Origin of the sequence: Mycobacterium sp. 4858 (genome assembly GCF_900240975.1) — a bacterium.
GTDB lineage: Bacteria > Actinomycetota > Actinomycetes > Mycobacteriales > Mycobacteriaceae > Mycobacterium.
This window is the reverse complement of record NZ_LT968776.1, coordinates 2,744,804-2,765,157: the sequence shown is the minus strand read 5'-3', so window position 1 is coordinate 2,765,157 and position 20,354 is coordinate 2,744,804. Positions and strand designations below refer to the sequence as shown.

General features: G+C 69.6%; 22 protein-coding genes. 8 read left to right on the top strand and 14 right to left on the bottom strand.

Annotated elements, in window-relative coordinates; all coding sequences use genetic code 11:
- Nucleotides 1–59: 59 nt before the first annotated feature.
- From C1737_RS21540 to C1737_RS21520, 5 genes are read right to left on the bottom strand one after another with little or no spacing between them, the layout of a single operon-like run.
- Complete coding sequence (locus C1737_RS21540; protein ID WP_068097985.1) at nt 60–815, bottom strand: oxidoreductase; 756 nt, start codon at nt 813–815, stop codon at nt 60–62.
- Between the two features lie 11 nt (nt 816–826).
- Nucleotides 827–2,440 (bottom strand): ABC transporter ATP-binding protein, encoded by a 1,614-nt coding sequence (locus C1737_RS21535; protein ID WP_102420062.1) that lies wholly within the window; start codon nt 2,438–2,440, stop codon nt 827–829.
- The gene (locus C1737_RS21530) at nt 2,437–3,312 is read right to left on the bottom strand and encodes an ABC transporter permease (protein ID WP_102419417.1); all 876 of its coding nucleotides are present in this window, start codon (nt 3,310–3,312) and stop codon (nt 2,437–2,439) included. The genes C1737_RS21535 and C1737_RS21530 overlap by 4 nt, the downstream gene beginning before the upstream one ends.
- Entirely contained in the window at nt 3,305–4,231 is a 927-nt protein-coding gene (locus tag C1737_RS21525) for an ABC transporter permease (protein WP_068097984.1), read from the bottom strand. Before C1737_RS21525 ends, C1737_RS21530 begins: the two co-directional genes overlap by 8 nt.
- A 3-nt stretch (nt 4,232–4,234) precedes the next feature.
- Nucleotides 4,235–5,845, bottom strand: coding sequence for an ABC transporter substrate-binding protein (locus tag C1737_RS21520; RefSeq protein WP_102419416.1), 1,611 nt, complete (start codon nt 5,843–5,845; stop codon nt 4,235–4,237).
- Between the two features lie 186 nt (nt 5,846–6,031).
- Between C1737_RS21520 and C1737_RS21515 the strand changes: the two genes are divergently transcribed.
- A complete protein-coding gene (locus C1737_RS21515; protein ID WP_233214804.1) occupies nt 6,032–6,715 on the top strand; it encodes a hypothetical protein in 684 nt (227 codons plus the stop codon).
- Between the two features lie 7 nt (nt 6,716–6,722).
- Here the strand turns inward: C1737_RS21515 and C1737_RS21510 are convergent, their stop codons facing one another.
- Nucleotides 6,723–7,265 carry a DUF4232 domain-containing protein gene (locus C1737_RS21510; protein ID WP_199182900.1) on the bottom strand — a complete coding sequence of 181 codons (543 nt, stop codon included), beginning with the start codon at nt 7,263–7,265 and terminating at the stop codon, nt 6,723–6,725.
- Between the two features lie 115 nt (nt 7,266–7,380).
- Here C1737_RS21510 and acs point away from each other — a divergent pair, with 115 nt between their 5' ends.
- Nucleotides 7,381–9,351, top strand: coding sequence for an acetate--CoA ligase (acs, locus tag C1737_RS21505; protein ID WP_102419415.1), 1,971 nt, complete (start codon nt 7,381–7,383; stop codon nt 9,349–9,351).
- 5 nt (nt 9,352–9,356) lie between these two features.
- Here acs and C1737_RS21500 read toward each other — a convergent pair whose 3' ends face one another.
- Entirely contained in the window at nt 9,357–10,055 is a 699-nt protein-coding gene (locus C1737_RS21500; protein WP_102419414.1) for a S1 family peptidase, read from the bottom strand.
- A gap of 245 nt (nt 10,056–10,300) precedes the next feature.
- Between C1737_RS21500 and C1737_RS21495 the strand changes: the two genes are divergently transcribed.
- A complete protein-coding gene (locus C1737_RS21495; RefSeq protein WP_067918853.1) occupies nt 10,301–10,828 on the top strand; it encodes a phage holin family protein in 528 nt (175 codons plus the stop codon).
- Nucleotides 10,829–11,782: an alpha/beta fold hydrolase gene (locus C1737_RS21490; RefSeq protein WP_102419413.1), complete on the top strand. Its 954-nt coding sequence runs from the start codon at nt 10,829–10,831 to the stop codon at nt 11,780–11,782.
- Here C1737_RS21490 and marP read toward each other — a convergent pair.
- The 4 genes from marP to nth are packed head-to-tail and all read right to left on the bottom strand — an operon-like array spanning nt 11,775 to nt 15,171.
- On the bottom strand, nt 11,775–12,968 hold the full coding sequence (marP, locus tag C1737_RS21485; protein ID WP_102420061.1) for an acid resistance serine protease MarP: 1,194 nt from the start codon (nt 12,966–12,968) through the stop codon (nt 11,775–11,777). The two genes, C1737_RS21490 and marP, sit on opposite strands and share 8 nt — an antisense overlap.
- A gap of 11 nt (nt 12,969–12,979) precedes the next feature.
- Nucleotides 12,980–13,804 carry a CoA pyrophosphatase gene (locus C1737_RS21480; RefSeq protein ID WP_102419412.1) on the bottom strand — a complete coding sequence of 275 codons (825 nt, stop codon included), beginning with the start codon at nt 13,802–13,804 and terminating at the stop codon, nt 12,980–12,982.
- A 29-nt stretch (nt 13,805–13,833) separates the two neighbouring features.
- The gene (locus tag C1737_RS21475; protein WP_102419411.1) at nt 13,834–14,481 is read right to left on the bottom strand and encodes a TlpA disulfide reductase family protein; all 648 of its coding nucleotides are present in this window, start codon (nt 14,479–14,481) and stop codon (nt 13,834–13,836) included.
- A gap of 9 nt (nt 14,482–14,490) precedes the next feature.
- Nucleotides 14,491–15,171, bottom strand: a complete 681-nt coding sequence (gene nth, locus C1737_RS21470) for an endonuclease III (RefSeq protein WP_067918857.1) — start codon at nt 15,169–15,171, stop codon at nt 14,491–14,493.
- 188 nt (nt 15,172–15,359) lie between these two features.
- On the opposite strand from nth, the gene C1737_RS21465 reads away from it, so the two are divergent.
- Nucleotides 15,360–15,740, top strand: coding sequence for a hypothetical protein (locus C1737_RS21465; RefSeq protein WP_068097977.1), 381 nt, complete (start codon nt 15,360–15,362; stop codon nt 15,738–15,740).
- Between the two features lie 98 nt (nt 15,741–15,838).
- On the top strand, nt 15,839–16,513 hold the full coding sequence (gene crp, locus C1737_RS21460; RefSeq protein ID WP_067918859.1) for a cAMP-activated global transcriptional regulator CRP: 675 nt from the start codon (nt 15,839–15,841) through the stop codon (nt 16,511–16,513).
- A gap of 171 nt (nt 16,514–16,684) precedes the next feature.
- On the opposite strand, the gene C1737_RS21455 is transcribed toward crp, so the two are convergent.
- From C1737_RS21455 to C1737_RS21445, 3 genes are read right to left on the bottom strand one after another with little or no spacing between them, the layout of a single operon-like run.
- Complete coding sequence (locus tag C1737_RS21455; RefSeq protein ID WP_067918860.1) at nt 16,685–17,476, bottom strand: MBL fold metallo-hydrolase; 792 nt, start codon at nt 17,474–17,476, stop codon at nt 16,685–16,687.
- Nucleotides 17,473–17,937: a RidA family protein gene (locus tag C1737_RS21450; RefSeq protein ID WP_102419409.1), complete on the bottom strand. Its 465-nt coding sequence runs from the start codon at nt 17,935–17,937 to the stop codon at nt 17,473–17,475. Before C1737_RS21450 ends, C1737_RS21455 begins: the two co-directional genes overlap by 4 nt.
- Nucleotides 17,938–18,099, bottom strand: a complete 162-nt coding sequence (locus C1737_RS21445) for a DUF4177 domain-containing protein (RefSeq protein WP_007166633.1) — start codon at nt 18,097–18,099, stop codon at nt 17,938–17,940.
- 77 nt (nt 18,100–18,176) lie between these two features.
- On the opposite strand from C1737_RS21445, the gene C1737_RS21440 reads away from it, so the two are divergent.
- Both C1737_RS21440 and C1737_RS21435 read left to right on the top strand, forming a co-directional pair.
- Nucleotides 18,177–19,196 carry an ArsA family ATPase gene (locus C1737_RS21440; RefSeq protein ID WP_067918862.1) on the top strand — a complete coding sequence of 340 codons (1,020 nt, stop codon included), beginning with the start codon at nt 18,177–18,179 and terminating at the stop codon, nt 19,194–19,196.
- Complete coding sequence (locus C1737_RS21435) at nt 19,193–20,338, top strand: ArsA family ATPase (protein WP_068097976.1); 1,146 nt, start codon at nt 19,193–19,195, stop codon at nt 20,336–20,338. Before C1737_RS21440 ends, C1737_RS21435 begins: the two co-directional genes overlap by 4 nt.
- Nucleotides 20,339–20,354: the final 16 nt, after the last annotated feature.

Below are 20,354 nucleotides of genomic sequence, written 5' to 3'. Positions count from 1 at the left end.
CGCCCGCTTTGCATTGTCCGGCGGCGTTTTCCGCCGCCCTCCGGTCACCGGTCCAGCTATCAACCCGACAGCGACTCGGCGATCGTCAGAGCCTCCTGCGCACCGGCTCGCATCGCCCGGCAGCACAGCACCAGCCAGCCGCCCACCCCGGCCGCGGTGCCTTCGGCGAAGCCCCGGGCCGCGTCGCGATAGTCGGCGGGCTGCCGCATCCAACTCACCTCGGGCACACCCAGTCCGTGCGGATCCAGCCCGCTGGCGATGGTCACCAACCGCGACACGGCGCGGGCCACCACGCCGTCCGCGCTGCCGAACGGCCGCAGCGTCAGCAGTTCGCCGTGCGCGACCGCGGCGACCACCGGCGCGGGCGCCTGCGTGCCGCCGCTGACCAACTCCGCCAGCAACTCCAGCCGCTGCGCGACGCCGGCATCGGCGCGCGGCCGGCCCAGCTGGTCCTCGTCGACCTGGTCGGCCGCCGCCAGCATGTGCAGCCGGGCCAGCGCCTGCAGCGGCGCCCGCCGCCAGATCCCGACCAGCGGACCCTCGCCGCCTTCCAGCGCCTGGGCTACCCGCAGCGCCCCGCCGAACACCGGATCGCTCACCCCCGCCGCGTCCGCGAGGTCTTCCAACCGAACGGGTCCGCCGTCCAGCACCGACGACGCGCGGGCCGCCCGCAACGCCGCTTCGGCCGCGGTCACCGGCCAGCCGCGCAGGTTGGCCCGGTGGCGATGGGCGCGACCCAGCGCGTCGCGGGCCCGGTCGCTGGCCTCGGCCACGCCCGGCAACTCCATCAGCGGAGCCAGTGGATCAGCCGTCACAGGTTGCCAACCTATCCCGGTGGCACCGGCGCGCGCGGGATGGCCTCCAGCAGCTGACGGGTGTACTCGTGCCGCGGCCTGGTGAACAGCTCCTCGGTGGCGGCTTGCTCCACCACGCGGCCGGCACGCATCACCAGGACTTCGTCGGCGATCTGCCGGATCACCGCCAGGTCGTGGCTGATGAACAGGTAGGCGAGGCCCAGTTCGGCCTGCAGGCGGGCCAGCAACTCCAGAATCTGCGCCTGCACCAGCACGTCGAGCGCGGAGACCGCCTCGTCACACACCAGCACGTCCGGGCGCAGCGCCAGCGCCCGGGCGATCGCCACCCGCTGCCGTTGACCCCCCGACAGCTCGCGGGGCAGCCGCCCCAAGACCGACGACGGCAACGCGACCTGGTCGACGAGCTCACGTACCGCGCGCTCGCGCTGCCCGCGGTCACCGAGGCGGTGGATGCGCAGCGGTTCCTCGATGGCGCGAAACACCGTGTACATGGGATCCAGGCTGCTGTAAGGGTTCTGGAACACCGGTTGCACCCGGCGCCGGAAGGCCAGCTGCTGCTGCCGGCTCAGTGCGGCGTCGACGCGGGCGCCGTCGAAGACGACCGTGCCCGAAGTCGGCGACAGCAGGCCGAGCACCATCCGCGCCAGCGTGGATTTGCCCGAACCCGACTCCCCGGCGATCGCTAACGTGCTCGCCCGCCGTAGCCGAAGCGAAACCCCGTCGACGGCACGGAAATCCGGGTGCCGCGTTCGCCGCCACCCGCGCGACTCGCGGTAGACCTTGGTCAACTCCGAGGCGACGAGGATGTCGCCGGAGGCCCGGTGACCCGTGGGCCGGGCCCGACTCTTGACCGACAGCGACGGCGCCGCGGCCACCAGCCGCCGGGTGTAGTCGTGTTGCGGGTCGCGCAGGATCGCCTCCGCGGCACCGGATTCCACCACAACCCCGGCGCGCATCACGATCACGGACTCGGCGCGTTCGGCGGCCAGTGCCAGGTCGTGGGTGATCAGCAGCAGTGCGGTGCCGAGTTCGCCGGTGAGCCCCTGCAGGTGGTCGAGCACCTGCCGCTGCACGGTCACGTCCAGCGCGGAGGTCGGCTCGTCGGCGATCAGCAGCCGCGGCCGGCCCGCCAACCCGATCGCGATCAACGCCCGCTGGCACATGCCGCCGGACAGTTGGTGCGGGTAGCGACCCGCCTGCTTCGCCGGGTCCGGCATGCCCGCCCGGGCCAGCAGCTCCACCGCGCGCTCCCGCGTCCGGCGATCGGAGGTGTTGGCCCGCAGCGCTTCTGAGACCTGGAAGCCGACCTTCCAGACGGGATTGAGGTTGGTCGTCGGGTCCTGGGGTATGTAGCCGATCTCGCGGCCCCTGATCGCCCGCAGCGTCCGGTGGTCGGCCGCGGCGAGGTCGGATCCGTCGAAGAGGATGCGCCCGGCGGTGATCCGGCCGCCGGGCGGAAGCAGCCCGAGGATCGCCGCGGCCGTGGTGGATTTCCCGGAACCCGACTCGCCCACCACCGCGACGGTCTGCCCGGGCAGGATCGTCAGATCCGCGCCGCGCACGGCGGCCTGATCGCCGAAGCGGACCTCGAGGCCCTCGACAGCCAGCAGCGGTCCCCCGGTCATGGCCGCCACGCCCGGGACGCCGGATCGAGCGCGTCGCGCAGCGCGTCGCCCATCATCATGAAGGCCAACACCGTCATCGCCAGCGCGCCGGCCGGATAGAACAGGATGGGCGAGCCGGCCCGCAGCCGCGTCTGGGCCAGGTTGATGTCGCCGCCCCAGGACACCACGGTGCTCGGCAGCCCGACACCGAGGTAGGACAGCGTCGCCTCGGTGACGATGAAGACGCCCAGGGCGAGGGTGGCCATCGCGATGACCGGCCCCAGGGCGTTGGGTAGCGCGTGGCGCAGCAGGATTTGGAAGCGGCTCAGCCCCAAAGCTTTTGCAGCCAGGACGTAGTCGCTGGCGCGCACCGCCAGCACCGATCCGCGCGCGATGCGGGCCACCTGCGGCCAGCCGAACAACGCCAGGATGGCGATCACGGTCCACACCGTGCGGTGCCGCATGACCTGCATGAGCACGATCGCGGCGAGCAGCAGCGGCAACCCGAAGAACACGTCGCTGACGCGCGAGACCACCACGTCGACCCAGCCGCCGTAGAAGCCGGCCAGCGCGCCGAGCGCGCCGCCGACGACGAACACCACCAGGGCCGCCCCCACGCCGACGGTGACCGAGGCCCGCGCGCCATAGACGGTGCGGGCGTAGACGTCGTGGCCCTGCAGGTCGGTGCCGAACCAGTGCGCACGCGACGGCGGGAGCAAGCTCTGGGCGGGGTCGGCGTAGCTGGGATCGGCCCCGGTGAACAGCGCCGGGAACATCGCGACGAGCACGATGAACAGGATCAGCAGGCCGGCGACAACGAACTTCGGGCGCCCCCGCAACCCGCGCCAGGTGTCCCGCCAGAAGCCGCTGCGCCGTGCCGACGGCTCAGCCATACCGGATCCTCGGGTCCAGGGCGGCATACAGCAGGTCGACGGCCAGGTTGGTGATCAGGTAGATCCCCACCAGCACCGTCACGATCGATACCACGGTCGGCGCCTCCTGCCGGGTGACGGCCTGATACAGCACACCGCCGACGCCGTGGATGTTGAAAATGCCTTCCGTCACAATGGCTCCGCCCATCAGCGCCCCCAGGTCGGCGCCCAGAAAGGTGACGACCGGGATCAGCGAATTGCGCAGAATGTGCACCGCCACCACGCGCGGCCGGGACAACCCCTTGGCGGTCGCGGTGCGGACGTAATCGGCCTGCGCGTTGGCGGCCACCGCGGACCGGGTCAACCGCACCACGTAGGCGAACGACACCGAACCCAGCACGATCCCGGGCAGCAGCAGACGCCCGAACGTCGACCGCTCGCCCACCGTGACCGGCGCGATGCCCAGCTTCACCCCGAAGACGAACTGGGCCAAAAACCCCAGGACGAAGATGGGCACCGCGATGATGACCAGGCCGATGATCAGCACGCCCGCATCGAACAGGCCGCCGGTACGCAGGCCGGCGATCACCCCGAAGCCGATGCCGAGCACCGCCTCGACGACCAGGGCGATCAGCGCGAGCCGCAGCGTGACCGGAAGGGCGTGGGCGAGAACGCTACTCACTGGCAGGCCGGAGTAGGAGCGGCCCAAGTCGCCGCGCAGAACGCCGCCGAGGTAGCGCAGGTACTGAACGATGAACGGGTCGTCCAGGTGGTAGCGGGCCCGCAGCTGCGCGGCGACCTCGGGCGTGAGCGGACGGTCCCCCGCGATCGCGGCGACCGGGTCGCCCGGCAACAGGAACACCATGCCGTAGACGAGCAGCGTGGCACCGAGGAAGACGGGCACCATGATGGCGATCCGGCGCGCGATGTACCAGCCCATGGCTCAGGCCTTGCCGATGTTCTCGTAGTCGGGCAGGCCGTTCCAGGTGAGCTTGACGCCGCTGACCTGCGGCGACCACCCGACCACCGCGATGTAGTACCACAGCGGCACAGCAGGCATGTCGTGCAACAGGATTCGTTGGGCCGCGTTGACCAGCACGTCGGCCCGCTGCAGGTCGGGGGCGGCCTCCGCGGCGGCCAGCGCGGCGTCGAACTCCGGGCTCGAGTATCCGACATCATTGGATCCCGCTCCGGTGGCGTACAGCGGGGCCACGAACTCGATCATCGACGGGTAGTCGCCGATCCAGCCCGCACGGAACGCGGTATCGATGGTGCGGCTGGTGATCTGGGTGCGAAAGCCCGCGAACGTGGGGTGTGGCGCGCCGACGGCATCGATGCCCAGCACGTTCTTGATGCTGTTGGCCACCGCGTCCACCCACTCTTGATGCCCGCTGTCGGCGTTGTATGCGATCCAGTACCGCCCGCTCCATGGCGAGATCGCGTTGGCCTGCGCCCAGAGTTGGCGCGCCCGTTCGGGTCTGAAGTCCAATGCGTCGTTACCCGGGATGTGTGGATCGAAGCCGGGCAGCGAGCTGGCGGTGAAATCCCGGGCCGGGCTGCGGGTGCCGTTGAAGATCTGCTGACAGATCTGCGGCCGGTTGATGGCCGCCGACAACGCCAAGCGGCGCAGTCGTCCTTCCTCGCCCCCGAAATGCGGTAGCCGCAGCGGCGTGTCGAGCGATTGGCTGACCGCGACGGGTGCACTGGCGGCGTTGCCGCCCAGGTCACGTTTGTAGATGGTCAGCGCGCTGGACGGAATCGTGTCCAGCACATCGAGATTACCGGACAGCAGGTCGGCGTAAGCGGTGTCCAGGTTGGCGTAGAACTCGAACCGCAGCCCCTTGTTGTGCGGCTTTCGGTTGCCGTGGTAGTCGGGATTGGGCTTCAAGTCGATCTTGACGTTGTGTTCCCAGGCCGGCCCGTCGGGACCGTCCGCCAATTCGTATGGGCCGTTGCCGACCGGGTTGCGGCCGAACGCCGCCATATCCCGAAAAGCCCTGTCCGGTAACGGGTAGAACGCGTTGTGTCCCAGCCGCAACGTGAAGTCGACGGTCGGCGCCTTGAGCCGGACGGTGAACTCCAGGTCGCTGACCACATGCAGCCCGGACATGGTGGTCGCGCTCGGCTTGGCGGCCGCGACGTCGTCGAACCCGACGATCGGGCTGAAGAAGCTTTGCTGCAGTTGCGCATTGCTGCTCAGCGCCCCGTAATTCCACGCGTCGACGAACGAATGGGCCGTCACCGGCGAGCCGTCGGTGAACTTCCAGCCGGGCTTGAGAACGATTCGGTAGTTGGCGTTGTCGGTCGTCTCGACCGACTGCGCCACTTCCGGCGCCGGCTTGCCGGCGGCGTCATAGGACACCAAACCGGCGAACAGCCGATCCAGGATCCGCCCTCCGAGGCTGTCGTTCGTGGCGGTCGGAATCAGCGGATTGGGCGGTTCACCTCCGTTGACCACCACGAGCTCGGGGCTCAGCGCCCCGCCGCCGCACGCGGTCAGCGACGCGACCGCCGATAAGCCGGCGGCCAGGATCAGCACCCGCATCCGACGCATGACACCCGACCCTAGGGCCTGCCGACCGCACCGGCGGTGAAGTGTCCGGTACGGCATCGTCGATTAGGCTCGCGCCGTGATCGTTGCCTATCTGGCATCGGATGAATCCGCCGCTGAGCAGGCGGGGCGTTTGATGTTCGCGCTCGGCGTCCCCGCGATCGGGTTGGTGTGTCTGATCATCGGCGTGTGGGAGCGCTCGCGCCGGCGTCGGCGGCTTCCTCCCTACCCGCCGCCGTACCACCCCGGCTATCCGCCACCGCCACCGCCGACGGGGTATCCGGGCCCGTACCCCGCTCCTACCCGGGCTGCCCGCCCGCCGTGCCCCCGCGGCAATCCAAGGGCAAGTCGGCCACCGCGCTCATCACCATCGGTATCGTCCTGCTGGCGTTGGGCGGGCTGAACATCCTCCTCCACGCGGCCCGAGCGCTGTCGGAGCACCGGGGTGACTCGTTGCTGCGGGTCGGCGAGTGCATCAGTGAAAACGACTACAAGGCAAACCATTTCGATGCCCACCCGAGCGGTGGCTGCACCGACCCCGCCGCGACTTACGAACTGGCGTTCAAGGGGGACGCCTCAGCGAGCTGCCCCGACGGTAAACGGGAGCACTCGATCTACGAGCGCGCCAGCAATCATTCGACGACGCTGTGTTTCATCGTCAACTTGCAACAGGGCCGCTGCTACCTGTTCATCAGCGACGGCGAATCCGTGAGCCTCAGACCGGGCGACTGCGGCAACCCCAACCAGATTCAGGTCAAAGTGGCGCAGCGCATCGATGGCACGGTGGACGCCAGCCAATGCCCGCCCGGCGACAAGGCGGTCAGCTACCCGCAGCCGGCTCGGGTCTACTGCCTGGCGCGGGCGGACTCGTGACACCGCTTCAGACGGGCGTGACGGGGTGCACCTGCAGCGCGCACGCGTCGATGGCGACCGGCACGGTCAGCACCACGGTCGTGTCCGGGGGGTTGACCAGCAGCTCGGTGTAGGTGGGGCAGGGATCGCCGTCGGCATCGATGGCGATGCCCTCCACGACGGCCTGCGCCTGGGTGGACAGGGACAGGATGACGGTGGGCGGGGAGTCGGCGCCGCCCGGCAGGCCGCCCATGTAGCCGCGCGGCGTGGGTTGCGCATGAATGAGCGGCCCACCGGCACCCGAGTCGACCCCGGGGTAGCCGGTCAGCGTGCACGGCTCCGCGCCGCCGGCGAGGCTGAACACCAGGGTGGTCGCGCGGTGGCCCACGGCGGCCTGAGCCGGCGAGGCGGTGACGGCGATCTGGTCCGACCAGCATGGGGTCGGCGCGTCGGCGTTGTCGGCCGGCATGGCCCACGCCGGAGTCCCCAGCATGGCGGTGGCCGCGTAAACCGTTGCGGCCGTTGCAAAGCTGGGAACTAGTCGGCGAATCCGCCGCCCGTGACCCGGCACAGCGGTGATTATCCGCCATCCGCGCGCACTTTGAGCTCCATTTCGGGCGTTGCATTTCACCTTGTGGGGCTAGGCTCTCTGACGATTGACGAGCCTCGACACTAGGAGGAAGCCAGTGACCGCCACCGACGCCGTAGGCCCGTCGTCGTTTCCGCCGGCCCCCGCGTTCGTCGCGCAGGCCAACGCGGGCGAGGAACTGTACCGCGAGGCCGACGAGGACCGGTTGGCCTTCTGGGCCAAACAGGCGCGTCGGCTGTCCTGGGCGACGCCGTTCACCGAGGTGCTGGACTGGTCGGACGCCCCGTTCGCCAGGTGGTTCGCCGACGGCAAGCTCAACGTCGCCTACAACTGCGTGGACCGCCACGTGGAGGCGGGCAACGGGGATCGCGTCGCGATCCACTGGGAGGGCGAGCCGGGCGACAGCCGCAGCCTGACCTACGCCGAGCTGCAGGAGCAGGTGTGCAAGGCGGCCAACGCGCTGACCGGCCTGGGCCTGGTCGCCGGTGACCGCGTCGCCATCTACATGCCGCTGATCCCCGAAGCGGTGATCGCGATGCTGGCCTGCGCCCGCCTGGGCATCATGCACAGCGTCGTGTTCGCCGGCTTCACCGCGAAGGCGTTACGCGCCCGCATCGCCGACGCGCAGGCCAAGTTGCTGATCACCAGCGACGGGCAGTTCCGCCGCGGCAAGCCGGCACCGCTGAAGGACGCGGCCGACGAGGCCGTCAGAAAGGACGCCGAGTCCGGCCCGGACGGCGACAGCCCCGTCGAGCACGTCCTGGTGGTGCGCCGCACCGGAATCGACGTGTCCTGGGACGACGACCGCGACCTGTGGTGGCACGACGCCGTCGACGCCGCGTCGCCCGAGCACACCCCGGAGGCCTTCGACGCCGAGCAGCCGCTGTTCTTGCTGTACACCTCGGGCACCACCGGAAAGCCCAAGGGCATCGTGCACACCAGCGGCGGGTACCTGACCCAGACCTCGTACACGCACTACTACGTCTTCGATCTCAAGCCCGAGACGGACGTGTTCTGGTGCACCGCCGACATCGGCTGGGTCACCGGACACACCTACGGTGTCTACGGCCCGCTGTCCAACGGGGCCACCGAGGTCCTCTACGAGGGCACACCCGACACGCCGACCCAGCACCGGCACTTCGAGATCATCGAAAAATACGGCGTGACAATCTATTACACCGCGCCCACGCTCATCCGCACGTTCATGAAGTGGGGTCGCGAGATCCCCGACGCGCACGACCTGTCCAGCCTGCGGCTGCTGGGCACGGTGGGCGAGCCGATCAATCCCGAGGCGTGGCGCTGGTACCGCAAGGTGATCGGCGCCGAGCGCCTTCCGATCGTGGACACCTGGTGGCAGACCGAGACCGGCTCCGCGATGATCTCCCCGCTGCCCGGGGTCGCCGCGGCCAAGCCGGGTTCGGCGATGAGGGCGTTGCCGGGCATCTCCGCGAGCATCGTCGACGACCACGGCGATCACCTGACGCCGACCGTCCATCACGGCGAACACGTCAGCGGCTACCTCGTCTTGGACCAGCCCTGGCCGTCCATGCTGCGCGGCATCTGGGGTGATCCCGAGCGCTACGTCGAGACCTACTGGTCCAGGTTCGCCGAGCAGGGCTGGTACTTCGCCGGGGACAGCGCCTATTACGACCGCGACGGCGCCATCTGGGTGGTGGGCCGCATCGACGACGTGATGAACGTGTCGGGCCACCGGCTCTCGAGTGCCGAACTCGAGTCGGCGCTGGTCGGTCACCACGGAGTCGCCGAGGCCGCGGTGGTCGCGAAGACCGACGAGACCACGGGCCAGGCCGTCTGCGCGTTCGTCGTCTTGTGCGCCGAGTACGAGGTGCACGACGGGGTCGTCGAGGAGCTGCGCGCCGAGGTGGCCCGGGAGATCTCACCCATCGCCAAGCCGCGGGAGATCCATGTGGTACCCGAGCTGCCCAAGACGCGCAGCGGCAAGATCATGCGCAGGCTCCTGCGTGACGTCGCCGAGAAGCGGGAGCTCGGAGATACGTCGACGCTGCTCGACCCCGGCGTGTTCGACGCGATCCAAGCCGCGAAGTAGCCGGCTCAGGCCGGTAGCGGTGTGAACCCCGCGCCGGGCCGGTGCTTGGCGTTGACGTCGGCCAGGATCACGCTGAACGACTGCACCACGGCCGGCGTGTGCAGCGGGATGTACTTGATGACGCAGGTCGGCAGGTTGTCGCTGAACGCCCCGTGGATCATGCCGACCAGCATGTTGTTGACCGTCACCGGCGCCCCGGAGTCACCCGGCTGGCCGCAGACCTGCATGACGATGGTGCCCGGGTCCTGGCCCGGCCCCCAGGTGACGCCGCACGAGTTTCCGGTGGTGCGCCCCTGCTTGCAGGCGATCTCGCCGAAGGCCGGATCCGGGCCGACGCCGTTGATCGCGAAGCCGTTGAAGTTGGCGGTCGGCGTCACCTTGGCCGGATCGAATTTGATCACCGCGTAGTCGAGGTTGTCGTTGCCGGCCACCATGGTGCCCAGGATGCCGGCGTTTTCGGCGCCCTCGGCGGCGACCTGAGCGCCGGGACCGCCGCAGTGCGCGGAGGTGAATCCGATCAGCTCACCGGCGGAATCGCCGCCGATGGTCGTCAGGGTGCACATCGTGTCCCCGTTGATGACGATGCCGGCGCCGCCGCCCATCGGGATCCTGACGTCGGCCGCGGCGGCGCGTGGGAGGCAGCCCACCAGGGCCACGAGGACCGCCGCCATCGCCGCCACGAAGCACCGGTGCGCCGTCTGCACAGCACCACTCCCATCGACAGGCCGGACCCGGACCGGCTTGGCCAGTCTAGTCGGCCTGACGCCTCGCCGGTCGTGCCGAGCGAGTTTGCCGGATCGCGTCGACCGGGCGCTGACGTCGCCGCCGGTCGCCGCCGATCGACGTCGGTCCGGGCGCCGTCTTCGGCTGGCCTCGTCTGGCATAGCGCCGCATGGCAACATGAACCGCAACGAGTGAGCCCGGCCGACGACGAAAGAGGGGACCGTCTGTGAGCAAAGCCGACGGCAAGAACGGTGTGCCCAGCACCCTGACCACGATCCCCCTGACCGACCCGCACGCCCGGCCCGCCGAGCCGTCGATCGGCGACCTGATCAAGGACGCGACCACGCAGGTGTCCACGCTGGTGCGCGCCGAGGTCGAACTGGCCCGGGCGGAGATCACCCGGGACGTCAAGAAGGGCCTGACCGGCAGCGTGTTCTTCATCGCCGCGCTGGTGGTGCTGTTCTACTCCACGTTCTTTTTCTTCTTCTTCGTCGCCGAGTTGCTCGACACCTGGCTCTGGCGGTGGGTGGCCTTCCTGATCGTGTTCGGGATTCAGGTGGTGGTCGGGGCCCTGCTGGCCCTGCTGGGCTTCCTCAAGGTGCGCCGGATCCGGGGACCGCGCGAGACCATCGAATCGGTCAAGGAGACGCGCACCGCCCTCACCCCGGGCCACGACAAACCGCAGGGGGCGGCCAAGCAGATCGCCGGACACGGCAAGCACGAGAAGCCCGAACCCGATCCCTCGGGTTGGTAGATGGCGCCGCCGGATCCGTCGGTTACCCGCATCGACGGGCCATGGCGGCACTTCGACGTGCACGCCAACGGCATCCGGTTCCACGTCGTGGAGGCCCTGCCCGACGACGCCGGCACGGCCACGCCGCCCACGGCCCGACCGTTGGTGATGTTGCTGCACGGTTTCGGCTCGTTCTGGTGGTCGTGGCGTCACCAGCTGCGTGGGCTCAGCGACGCGCGGGTGGTCGCGGTCGATCTGCGCGGCTACGGCGGCAGCGATAAACCGCCCCGCGGCTACGACGGCTGGACGCTCGCCGGCGACACCGCGGGCCTCATCCGCGCGCTGGGGCACTCGTCGGCGACGCTGGTCGGTCACGCCGACGGCGGGCTGACCTGCTGGGCCACCGCGCTGCTGCACGCGCGGCTGGTCTCGGCCATCGCGCTGATCAGCTCGCCGCACCCGGCGGCGTTGCGCCGTTCCACGCTGACCCGGCGCGACCAGGGCTACGCGCTGCTGCCGACATTGCTGCGCTACCAGATGCCCCTCTGGCCGGAGCGCCTGCTGACCCGCGACGACGCGGCCGAGATCGAGCGCCTGGTCCGCCGCCGGAGCAGCGCCAAATGGCTTGCCTCCGAGGACTTTTCCGAATCCATCCGGTATCTGCGGATGGCCATCCAGATTCCGTCGGCGGCGCACTGCGCGCTGGAATACCAGCGTTGGGCGGTGCGCAGTCAGCTGCGCGACGAAGGCCGCCGCTTCATGAAATCGATGTGCCAGCAGCTCAGCGTGCCGCTGCTACACCTGCGTGGCGACGCCGATCCCTACGTGCTCGCCGACCCGGTCGACCGCACGCAGCGCTACGCACCGCAGGGGCGTTACGTATCCATCGCCGGCGCAGGGCATTTCAGTCACGAAGAGGCGCCCGAGGAAGTCAACAGACACTTGATGAAGTTCCTCGGCCACGCGGTCAGCTGACGCAGGACCCGGTGGTCACCTGCTGGGTGTCACCGATCTTGGCGAGCTGACCGGCCACCTCGTCGGCCGTCAACACGAAACCGGTGTCGGGGTCGTCGACGGCCGCGCCGAACACCACGCCGAGCACTTGACCGTTCAGGTCGATCAGCGGCCCACCCGAATTGCCTTGCTCCACATTGGCTCTGATGGTGTAGACGTCGCGGGTCACCGGCGCGGGATCGCGGTAGATGTCGGGGCCGCTGAGCTTGATCACCTCGCGGATGCGCGCCGGCGTCGCGGTGAAGTTGCCCCCGCCCGGATAGCCCAGCACCACGACGCTGGTACCGGTTTTCGCCTCGTTCTGCGCGAACGCCAGCGGCTGTGGCGGCAGGTTGGGGACCGCGAGAATGGCGATGTCCACCGACGGATCGTAGGACACGACGGTGGCGTCCAGCGGGCTGCCGCTGGCGTAGATCTGCACGCTGTTGGAGCCGGCGACCACGTGCGCGTTGGTCATCACCCGGTCCGGGGCGATCACAAATCCGCTGCCCTCCAACACCTTCTGGCAGCTCGGCGCCAGGCTGCGCACCTTGACGACGCTCGGCGCGGTGGCCTGCACCACCGGGTTGTTGGCCAGGGCCGGGTCGGGCGAGGCGACGGGAATCACCGGTGTGCGGCTGAACGGCTCCAGCACCGCCGGCAGGCCGGAGGTGTTCAGCAGGGCCGACAGCCGCTTGGGCACCGTCTTCAGCCACGGCGGGGCTACCTCGTTGACCTGGGCCAGCACCCGCGACCCGCGGACCGCGGCGGCCAGTTCCGGCTGATCTTTCGACTGGGTCAGCGGCGTCGCCAGCAACCAGGCCGCGGTCAGCACCACCACCAGCTGAACGCCCACCCCGATGAACGAGTCCACCGTCCGGATCATGCGGCTGCGGATCGCGCCGCGGACCGCCCGTCCCAGCACCACCCCGGCGACCTCGCCGATGACGACCAGCGCCAGGATCAGGAACAGGGCCGCGAACAGCTTGGCCCGGGGCGCGGCGATGTGGCTGACGAGGTGGGGCGCCAGCAGCACACCGGCGATGGCGCCCAGCAACACGCCGACGAACGACAGCAACGAGCCCAGCGCGCCGGAACGCCAGCCCGAGACGGCCGCGATGAAGGCGACCGCCAGCACGGCCACGTCAAGCCATTGCGACGGGGTCATCGAATTCATGTTCATCGCGGGGGTCCACCCTGCTCGCCGACCAGCGCCATCGCCGCGTCCAATTCGCGGACGTCGGTGGTGTCCCAGGGCTGGGCCCAGCCGGCGACGTCGAGCATCGCACAGATCACCTGGCCGGTGAATCCCCAGACCAGCATCTCGTTCAGCAGAAACGCCGGCCCGGCCCACCGGCGGCCGAGGTCACTCCTGTACACCATCAGCCGGTTGGCCGGATTGATGAACGCGCGCAACGGAACCCGCGCCACGATCGCGGTTTCGGCCTCGTTGACGACGGCCACCGGCCCGGGGTCGGGTGAGTAGGCCAACACCGGGACCACGTGGAACCGCGATGGCGCGATGAACGTGCGTTCCATGGTGACCAGGGGACGCAGCCGGGACACGTCGATGCCGGTCTCCTCCCGCGCTTCGCGCAGGGCGGTGGCCACCGGACCGTCATCGACGGGATCTGAGGCACCGCCGGGAAACGCCGCCTGCCCGGCGTGGTGGCGCAGCGTCGAGGCCCGCACGGTGACCAGCAGGTCGGCGTCGTCGGGGACGCCGCCGGCGGGCGGCGCGGATTCCGGACCCGAGAACAGCACCAGGACCGCGGCCTCGCGGCCGCCGCCGCGCATCGCCGACAGCGACGGCGCGGCCTTGCCGGTGATCATCGCCAGCACGTCGGCCGGTAGCCGGCGCCGGTACGCGTCGGGCATCCGGGCGACGTTGTCGACCAGGGGGCGCAGCCACGCCGGGGAGGCGTCGGGCGCCAGCGGAACCGTCCCCCGCGTGTCGGCCGGGGTCCCACCTTCCGCGGGCGGGGGCGTGCCCCCAACAGTCACCGGGCGCTCCAGTCGGTCCAATGTACGGCTTATCCCTTGTCGTTTCCGACCGCTGCGGCGATCTCGTCGGCACTGCCGAAAGCCCTTGGCAGCATCTGGGCAACGCTACCGTCCGGCCGCAGAACCACCGTCGCAGGCATCACGTTTACCACGCCCAGCGCCGCCGCGACCCGCCGGCGGCCGTCCTGCAGCGTCGGCAGCCGAACGCCCAGCTCGGCCAGGCGCAGCAGTGCGGCCGTCTCGTTCTCGTCTTGATGCACGGTCCCCACCGTCACGTCGGGCCCCGCCCGCCGTTGATACTCGGCCATCGCGGGCAGTTCGGCCGCGCATGGGGCGCACCAGTACGCCCACAGGTTGAGGACCACCCGCCGCCCGGCCAGCGCGCGGGCGACGTCGACAACCGAACCGTCCGCGGCACACTCGGCCGTGACACCTCGCAGCGCCTGGGGGCCGGGAGCCTCGCCGGCGGCGGGGCACGGCGGTAGGTCGGCCCGCTGCCGCGGGCCCGCCAAGGCCGCCGCCGTGTCGGCGTCGCGGTGTTCGCGGTCGGCGGTGTCCGCGGTGGTACCGGGCTTCGACGGCGTCGCGGACTCGTCGCGCAGCTGGGCCACCAGGGCCGCGGTCAACGCCGCCACCACCGCGAGGATCGCGATCGTCCAGCGCGTGGTGCGCGTCAAGGCCGTGCCCTACAGGCCGGCCAGGGCCAGCAGGTGCTCGGTTTCCGGGCCCCGCACCAGCGGCGCGGCCAGCAGCGGCTCGGTGGGCCCGAGGCCGAAGGACGGGCAGTCCTTGGCCACCACGCACACCCCGCACGCCGGCTTGCGCGCATGGCACACCCGGCGGCCGTGGAAGATCACCCGGTGGCTCAACATCGTCCACTCGCTGCGTTCGATCAGTTCGCCGGCCGCGCGCTCGATCTTGACCGGGTCCTTGTCGGCGGTCCAGCGCCACCGGTGCATCAGACGCGCGAAATGGGTGTCGACCGTGATGCCGGGAACGCCAAAGGCGTTGCCCAGGATCACGTTGGCCGTCTTTCGGCCCACCCCGGGCAGCGTGACCAGCTCCTCCATGGTGGAGGGCACCTCACCGTCGAACCGTTCGACCAGCGCCTGCCCCAATCCGATCAGGGAGGTCGCCTTGTTCCGGAAGAACCCCGTCGGGCGGATCAGGGTCTCCAGTTCGTCGCGGTCCGCCTGCGCGTAGTCCAGCGCCGACGGGTATCGCTTGAACAACGCCGGCGTCGTCAGGTTCACCCGTTTGTCGGTGCTCTGCGCGGACAGGATGGTGGCGACCGTCAGCTCGAGCGGCGTGGTGAAGTCGAGTTCGCAGTGCGCGTCCGGAAAGGCCTGCGCCAGCGCCCGATTCATCCGCCGGGCCCGTCGCACCAAGCCGGTTTGGGTCTCCTCGGACCAGCGCCGTGCCGCATCGCCGCCCGGAGCTGCCGACGTGGACTTCGTGCGCCCGGACGACTTAGCCGCTGTCACCTACGACAGAGTACTGATTTCGTGATCCCGCCGAGACCTCGTGTTGATTGAAGGCCCTGTTTACTCTCCTTGTGTCATGGTTGCTGGTGGCCGTCGTTCCGGGGCTGCTGATGCTGGCGGCGCTCGGCTTGGGACGGCTCGAACGGGGCCTTTCCCGCGATGACGCCGCGGTACTGGCGGTCACCGAGCTTTTCGAGCGCGTCGAGCTCGTCGACATGCGCACCCTGGCCCGGGAGGGCATGCCGGAGGCGGTGGAATACCTGCACCGGCGCGAGGCCTGGGAACTGTCCGAGGCCGCGCTCGCCGGGATCACGGCCCGGCCGCGGCACGCGGCACCGTCGTTTGCCGCCAGCTTCGTCGACCATGCGGAGCTGACATTGCCGACGCGAATACACGCGCATTCGCCGATCAATCCGCAGTTTAAGGCCACTCGGCGCGTCAATCGTGTGTAGCGTTGCACGTTGGACAAAATGTCCTACCGCTAGACTCAGCACGCGAGCACGGGATTAACCTGCCCGTAGCGCAATCATTGGAAATCTGAAGAGGCAATGTGGACGAGATCCTGGCAAGGGCAGGAATCTTCCAAGGGGTTGAGCCCAGCGCCGTCGCCGCGCTGACCAAGCAACTGCAACCCGTCGACTTCCCCCGTGGGCACACGGTCTTCGCCGAGGGTGAGCCGGGCGACCGGCTGTACATCATCGTCTCGGGGAAGGTGAAGATCGGCCGTCGGTCACCCGACGGCAGGGAGAACCTGCTGACGATCATGGGCCCGTCGGACATGTTCGGTGAATTGTCGATTTTCGACCCGGGCCCGCGGACTTCCAGCGCGACCACCATCACCGAGGTGCGTGCGGTGTCGATGGACCGCGACGCGTTGCGGGCGTGGATCTCCGATCGACCCGAGATCGCCGAGCAGCTGTTGCGGGTGCTGGCCCGACGGCTGCGCCGCACCAACAACAACCTGGCCGACCTCATCTTCACCGACGTGCCCGGCCGGGTCGCCAAGCAGCTGCTGCAGCTCGCCCAGCGGTTCGGCACCCAGGAGGGTGGCGCGATGCGGGTCACCCACGACCTGACCCAGGAGGAGATCGCCCAGCTGGTGGGCGCGTCCCGGGAGACGGTGAACAAGGCGCTGGCCGACTTCGCCCACCGCGGCTGGATCCGCCTGGAGGGCAAGAGTGTGCTGATTTCGGACTCCGAAAGGCTGGCCCGCCGAGCAAGGTAAGCGCGCGCGAAGCGCGGGCGCAACCGAGCGAGCAATCCAACCCCGAGCAAGGTAAGCGCGCGCGAAGCGCGGGCGCAACCGAGCCAGGTAAGCGCACGAATTGCGCCGAGATCGACGTTATCGACGCGTCCTCTGGAACTTTTCCGCGATAGCGTCGATTTCGACGAGAGTTCAGCGCTGCAAATAGTCCAGCTGCGCCTGAACGGACCATTCGGCGGCGTCCCAGAGTTTCTCGTCGACGTCTACGTAGACGTGTTCGACGACCTGGCGCGCGGTGGCGTCCTCGCCGATGTCCCGCAGCGCCGCGCGCACCTGCTCCAGGCGCTCGTGGCGGTGGGTCAGGTAGCCCGAGGCGACGGCCTCCAGGTCGGCCAGCTCCGGCCCGTGACCGGGCAGCACCGTCCGGTGCCCCAGGCCGCGCAGCCGGCGCAGCGACTCGAGATAGTCGGCCAGGCTGCCGTCTTCGGAATCTATGACCGTGGTGCCGCGGCCCAGCACGCTGTCGGCGGTGAGCACGGCGTCGTCGAGCAGGAACGAGAACGAGTCGGCGGTATGGCCGGGGGTGGCCATCACCTTGATCTTCAGGCCCGCCGCGTCGATCACCTCCCCGTCGGCGAGGTGGCCGCCCAGGCCGCGCAGGAAGCCGCTGCCCGCCGAGCGCACCGTCGCCCCGGTCCGCTCGACCAGCTTGTCGATGCCGTCGGTGTGATCGCCGTGCCGGTGACTGATCAGCACCAGCGCGATGCGGCCCAGTTCGGCGACCCGGGCGATGTGTTCGTCGTCGTCTGGCCCGGGATCGACGACCACCATCTCGTCGCTGCCCTTGCCGCGCAGCACCCAGGTGTTGGTGCCCTCGAGGGTCAGCAACCCGGGGTTGTCGGCCAACAGGACCGAGGCGGTGTCGGTGACCGCCCGCAGCCTGCCGTAGGCGGGATGGCTCAGCGACTCGGGTGCGGCGGTCACGGTCGTGAGCCGACCTCCACGATCAGCTCGACCTCCACCGGCGCATCCAGCGGCAGCTCGGACACGCCGACCGCCGACCGCGCGTGTGCGCCGTCATCGCCGAACACCTCGGCCAGCAGCTCGGAAGCCCCGTTGATGACGGCGGGCTGACCGTTGAAACCCGGGGCGGAGGCGACGAACCCGACGACCTTGACCACCCGGGTCACCGCGTCGATGCCCACGAGCGAATCGACGGCCGCCAGGGCGTTGAGCGCGCAGATCCGCGCCATCGCCTTGCCCTCTTCGGGGCTGACCTGCGCCCCGACCTTGCCGGTGCCGGCCAGCTGCCCGGCCTGCATCGGCAGCTGGCCCGCGGTGTAGACCAGGTCACCCGTGCGCACCGCGGGCACGTAGGCGGCCAGCGGCGCCACCACCTCGGGAAGCGCGACGCCGAGTCGCGCGAGCCGGTCCGACGCGGTCATCTACTTGGGGCGCTTCAGATACGCGACGTGTTGCTCACCGGTGGGACCGGGCAGGACGGACACCAGTTCCCAGCCGTCGGCACCCCACTGGTCGAGAATCTGTTTGGTGGCGTGCGTCAGGAGCGGGACGGTGACGTATTCCCATGCGGTCGGTTGGCTCATGGCGCGAGCTTATCGGTCGGATGTGAACGGCTCTGGCCTGCCCGTGGCCCGGGCGCCGGCCGGGCTAGCATGCGAAGGTGGCAAACACATCGAGCGGCGGTAGCGCCGTCGGCTGGCCGGCGCGGCTGTCAAAAGCCCGCCTGCATTTCGTCACCGGCAAAGGCGGGACGGGCAAGTCGACGATCGCAGCCGCACTGGCGCTGACCCTGGCAGCCGGAGGCCGCAAGGTGCTCCTCGTGGAAGTCGAAGGGCGCCAAGGCATTGCGCAGCTCTTCGACGTTCCGCCGCTGCCCTACCAGGAAGTCAAGATCGCCACCGCCGAGCGCGGCGGCCAGGTCAACGCCCTGGCGATCGACATCGAGGCGGCGTTCCTGGAATACCTGGACATGTTCTACAACCTCGGCATCGCCGGGCGGGCGATGCGCCGCATCGGCGCGATCGAGTTCGCGACGACGATCGCGCCCGGGCTGCGCGACGTGCTGCTCACCGGAAAGATCAAGGAATCGGTGGTGCGCGTCGATAAAAACCGGCTCCCGGTCTACGACGCGGTGGTCGTCGACGCCCCACCGACGGGGCGGATCGCCCGCTTCCTGGACGTCACCAAGGCCGTGTCGGATCTGGCCAAGGGCGGCCCGGTGCACGGGCAGGCCGAGGGAGTGGTCAAGTTGTTGCACTCCGAGCAGACCGCCATCCATCTGGTCACCCTGCTGGAAGCGCTGCCGGTGCAGGAGACGCTGGAAGCCATCGAGGAACTCGCCGAGATGGAGCTGCCGATCGGCAGCGTGATCGTCAATCGCAACATCCCCTGCCACCTGCAGCCCGCCGATCTGGCCAAGGCCGCCGAGGGACACGTCGACGCCGACTCACTGCGGGCGGGATTGGAGATGGCCGGGATCAAGCTGAACGACACCGACTTTGCCGGTCTGCTGACCGAAACCATCGAGCATGCGACCGTGATCGCCGCGCGCGCCGAGATCGCACAGCAGCTGGATGCGCTGAAGGTGCCGCGGCTGGAACTGCCCGCCATCTCCGACGGCGTCGACCTGGGAAGCCTCTACGAGCTTTCGGAATCGCTTGCCCAGCAGGGGGTTCGATGATTACCGCACCGAATAGGCTTGACATGGCGGCCATCCTGGCCGACACGACCAACCGGGTGGTGGTGTGCTGCGGCGCCGGCGGGGTGGGCAAGACCACCACCGCGGCCGCCATGGCCTTACGCGCGGCCGAATACGGCCGCAACGTCTGCGTATTGACGATCGACCCGGCCAAGCGGCTGGCGCAAGCGCTGGGAGTCAACGACCTGGGCAACACCCCCCAGCAGGTGCCGCTGGCGCCCGAGGTGCCCGGCGAGCTGCACGCGATGATGCTCGACATGCGCCGCACGTTCGACGAGATGGTGCTCCAGTACTCCGGAAACGGCCGGGCGCAATCGATTCTGGACAACCAGTTCTATCAGACCGTCGCCAGCTCGCTCGCCGGCACGCAGGAGTACATGGCGATGGAGAAGCTCGGTCAACTGCTGGCCGAGGACCGCTGGGACCTGGTGGTGGTGGACACGCCGCCCTCGCGCAACGCGCTGGACTTCCTGGACGCGCCGAAACGACTGGGCAGCTTCATGGACAGCCGGTTGTGGCGGCTGCTGCTCGCGCCCGGTCGGGGCATCGGCCGATTGGTCACGGGCGCAATGGGTTTGGCGATGAAGGCGATATCCACCGTACTGGGCTCGCAGATGTTGAGCGATGCGGCGGCGTTCGTGCAGTCGCTGGACGCGACCTTCGGCGGCTTCCGGGAGAAGGCCGACCGCACCTACGCGCTGCTGAAGCGGCGCGGCACCCAGTTCGTCGTGGTGTCGGCGGCCGAGCCCGACGCGCTGCGCGAGGCCTCCTTCTTCGTCGACCGGTTGTCCCAGGAGGGCATGCCGCTCGCCGGGCTGGTCTTGAATCGCACCCACCCGACGTTGTGTTCGTTACCCGCCGAGCGGGCCATCGACGGAGCCGAGACCCTGGAGGCCGAACCGGATTCCGAGGCGGCCTCGTTGGCCGCGGCCGTGCTGAGCATTCATGCCGATCGCGCGCAGACCGCCAAGCGGGAGATCAGGTTGCTGTCACGCTTCACCGGGGCCAATCCCCACGTGCCGGTGGTCGGGGTGCCCTCGCTGCCGTTCGACGTGTCGGACCTGGAAGCGTTGCGCGCGCTGGCCGATCAGATCACTTCCACCGGAGACGCGGCGGTCCGCTGAGACACCCGGTCGAACC

Excerpts from the sequence above, each read along its gene's own strand:
- C1737_RS21535 (WP_102420062.1), bottom strand. The coding sequence starts at position 2,440 with ATGACCGGGGGACCGCTGCTGGCTGTCGAGGGCCTCGAGGTCCGCTTC.
- C1737_RS21530 (WP_102419417.1), bottom strand. The coding sequence starts at position 3,312 with ATGGCTGAGCCGTCGGCACGGCGCAGCGGCTTCTGGCGGGACACCTGG.
- C1737_RS21525 (WP_068097984.1), bottom strand. The coding sequence starts at position 4,231 with ATGGGCTGGTACATCGCGCGCCGGATCGCCATCATGGTGCCCGTCTTC.
- C1737_RS21520 (WP_102419416.1), bottom strand. The coding sequence starts at position 5,845 with ATGCGTCGGATGCGGGTGCTGATCCTGGCCGCCGGCTTATCGGCGGTC.
- C1737_RS21490 (WP_102419413.1), top strand. The coding sequence starts at position 10,829 with ATGGCGCCGCCGGATCCGTCGGTTACCCGCATCGACGGGCCATGGCGG.
- marP (WP_102420061.1), bottom strand. The coding sequence starts at position 12,968 with ATGACCCCGTCGCAATGGCTTGACGTGGCCGTGCTGGCGGTCGCCTTC.
- nth (WP_067918857.1), bottom strand. The coding sequence starts at position 15,171 with ATGAATCGGGCGCTGGCGCAGGCCTTTCCGGACGCGCACTGCGAACTC.
- C1737_RS21450 (WP_102419409.1), bottom strand. The coding sequence starts at position 17,937 with ATGACCGCGTCGGACCGGCTCGCGCGACTCGGCGTCGCGCTTCCCGAG.
- C1737_RS21445 (WP_007166633.1), bottom strand. The coding sequence starts at position 18,099 with ATGAGCCAACCGACCGCATGGGAATACGTCACCGTCCCGCTCCTGACG.
- C1737_RS21435 (WP_068097976.1), top strand. The coding sequence starts at position 19,193 with ATGATTACCGCACCGAATAGGCTTGACATGGCGGCCATCCTGGCCGAC.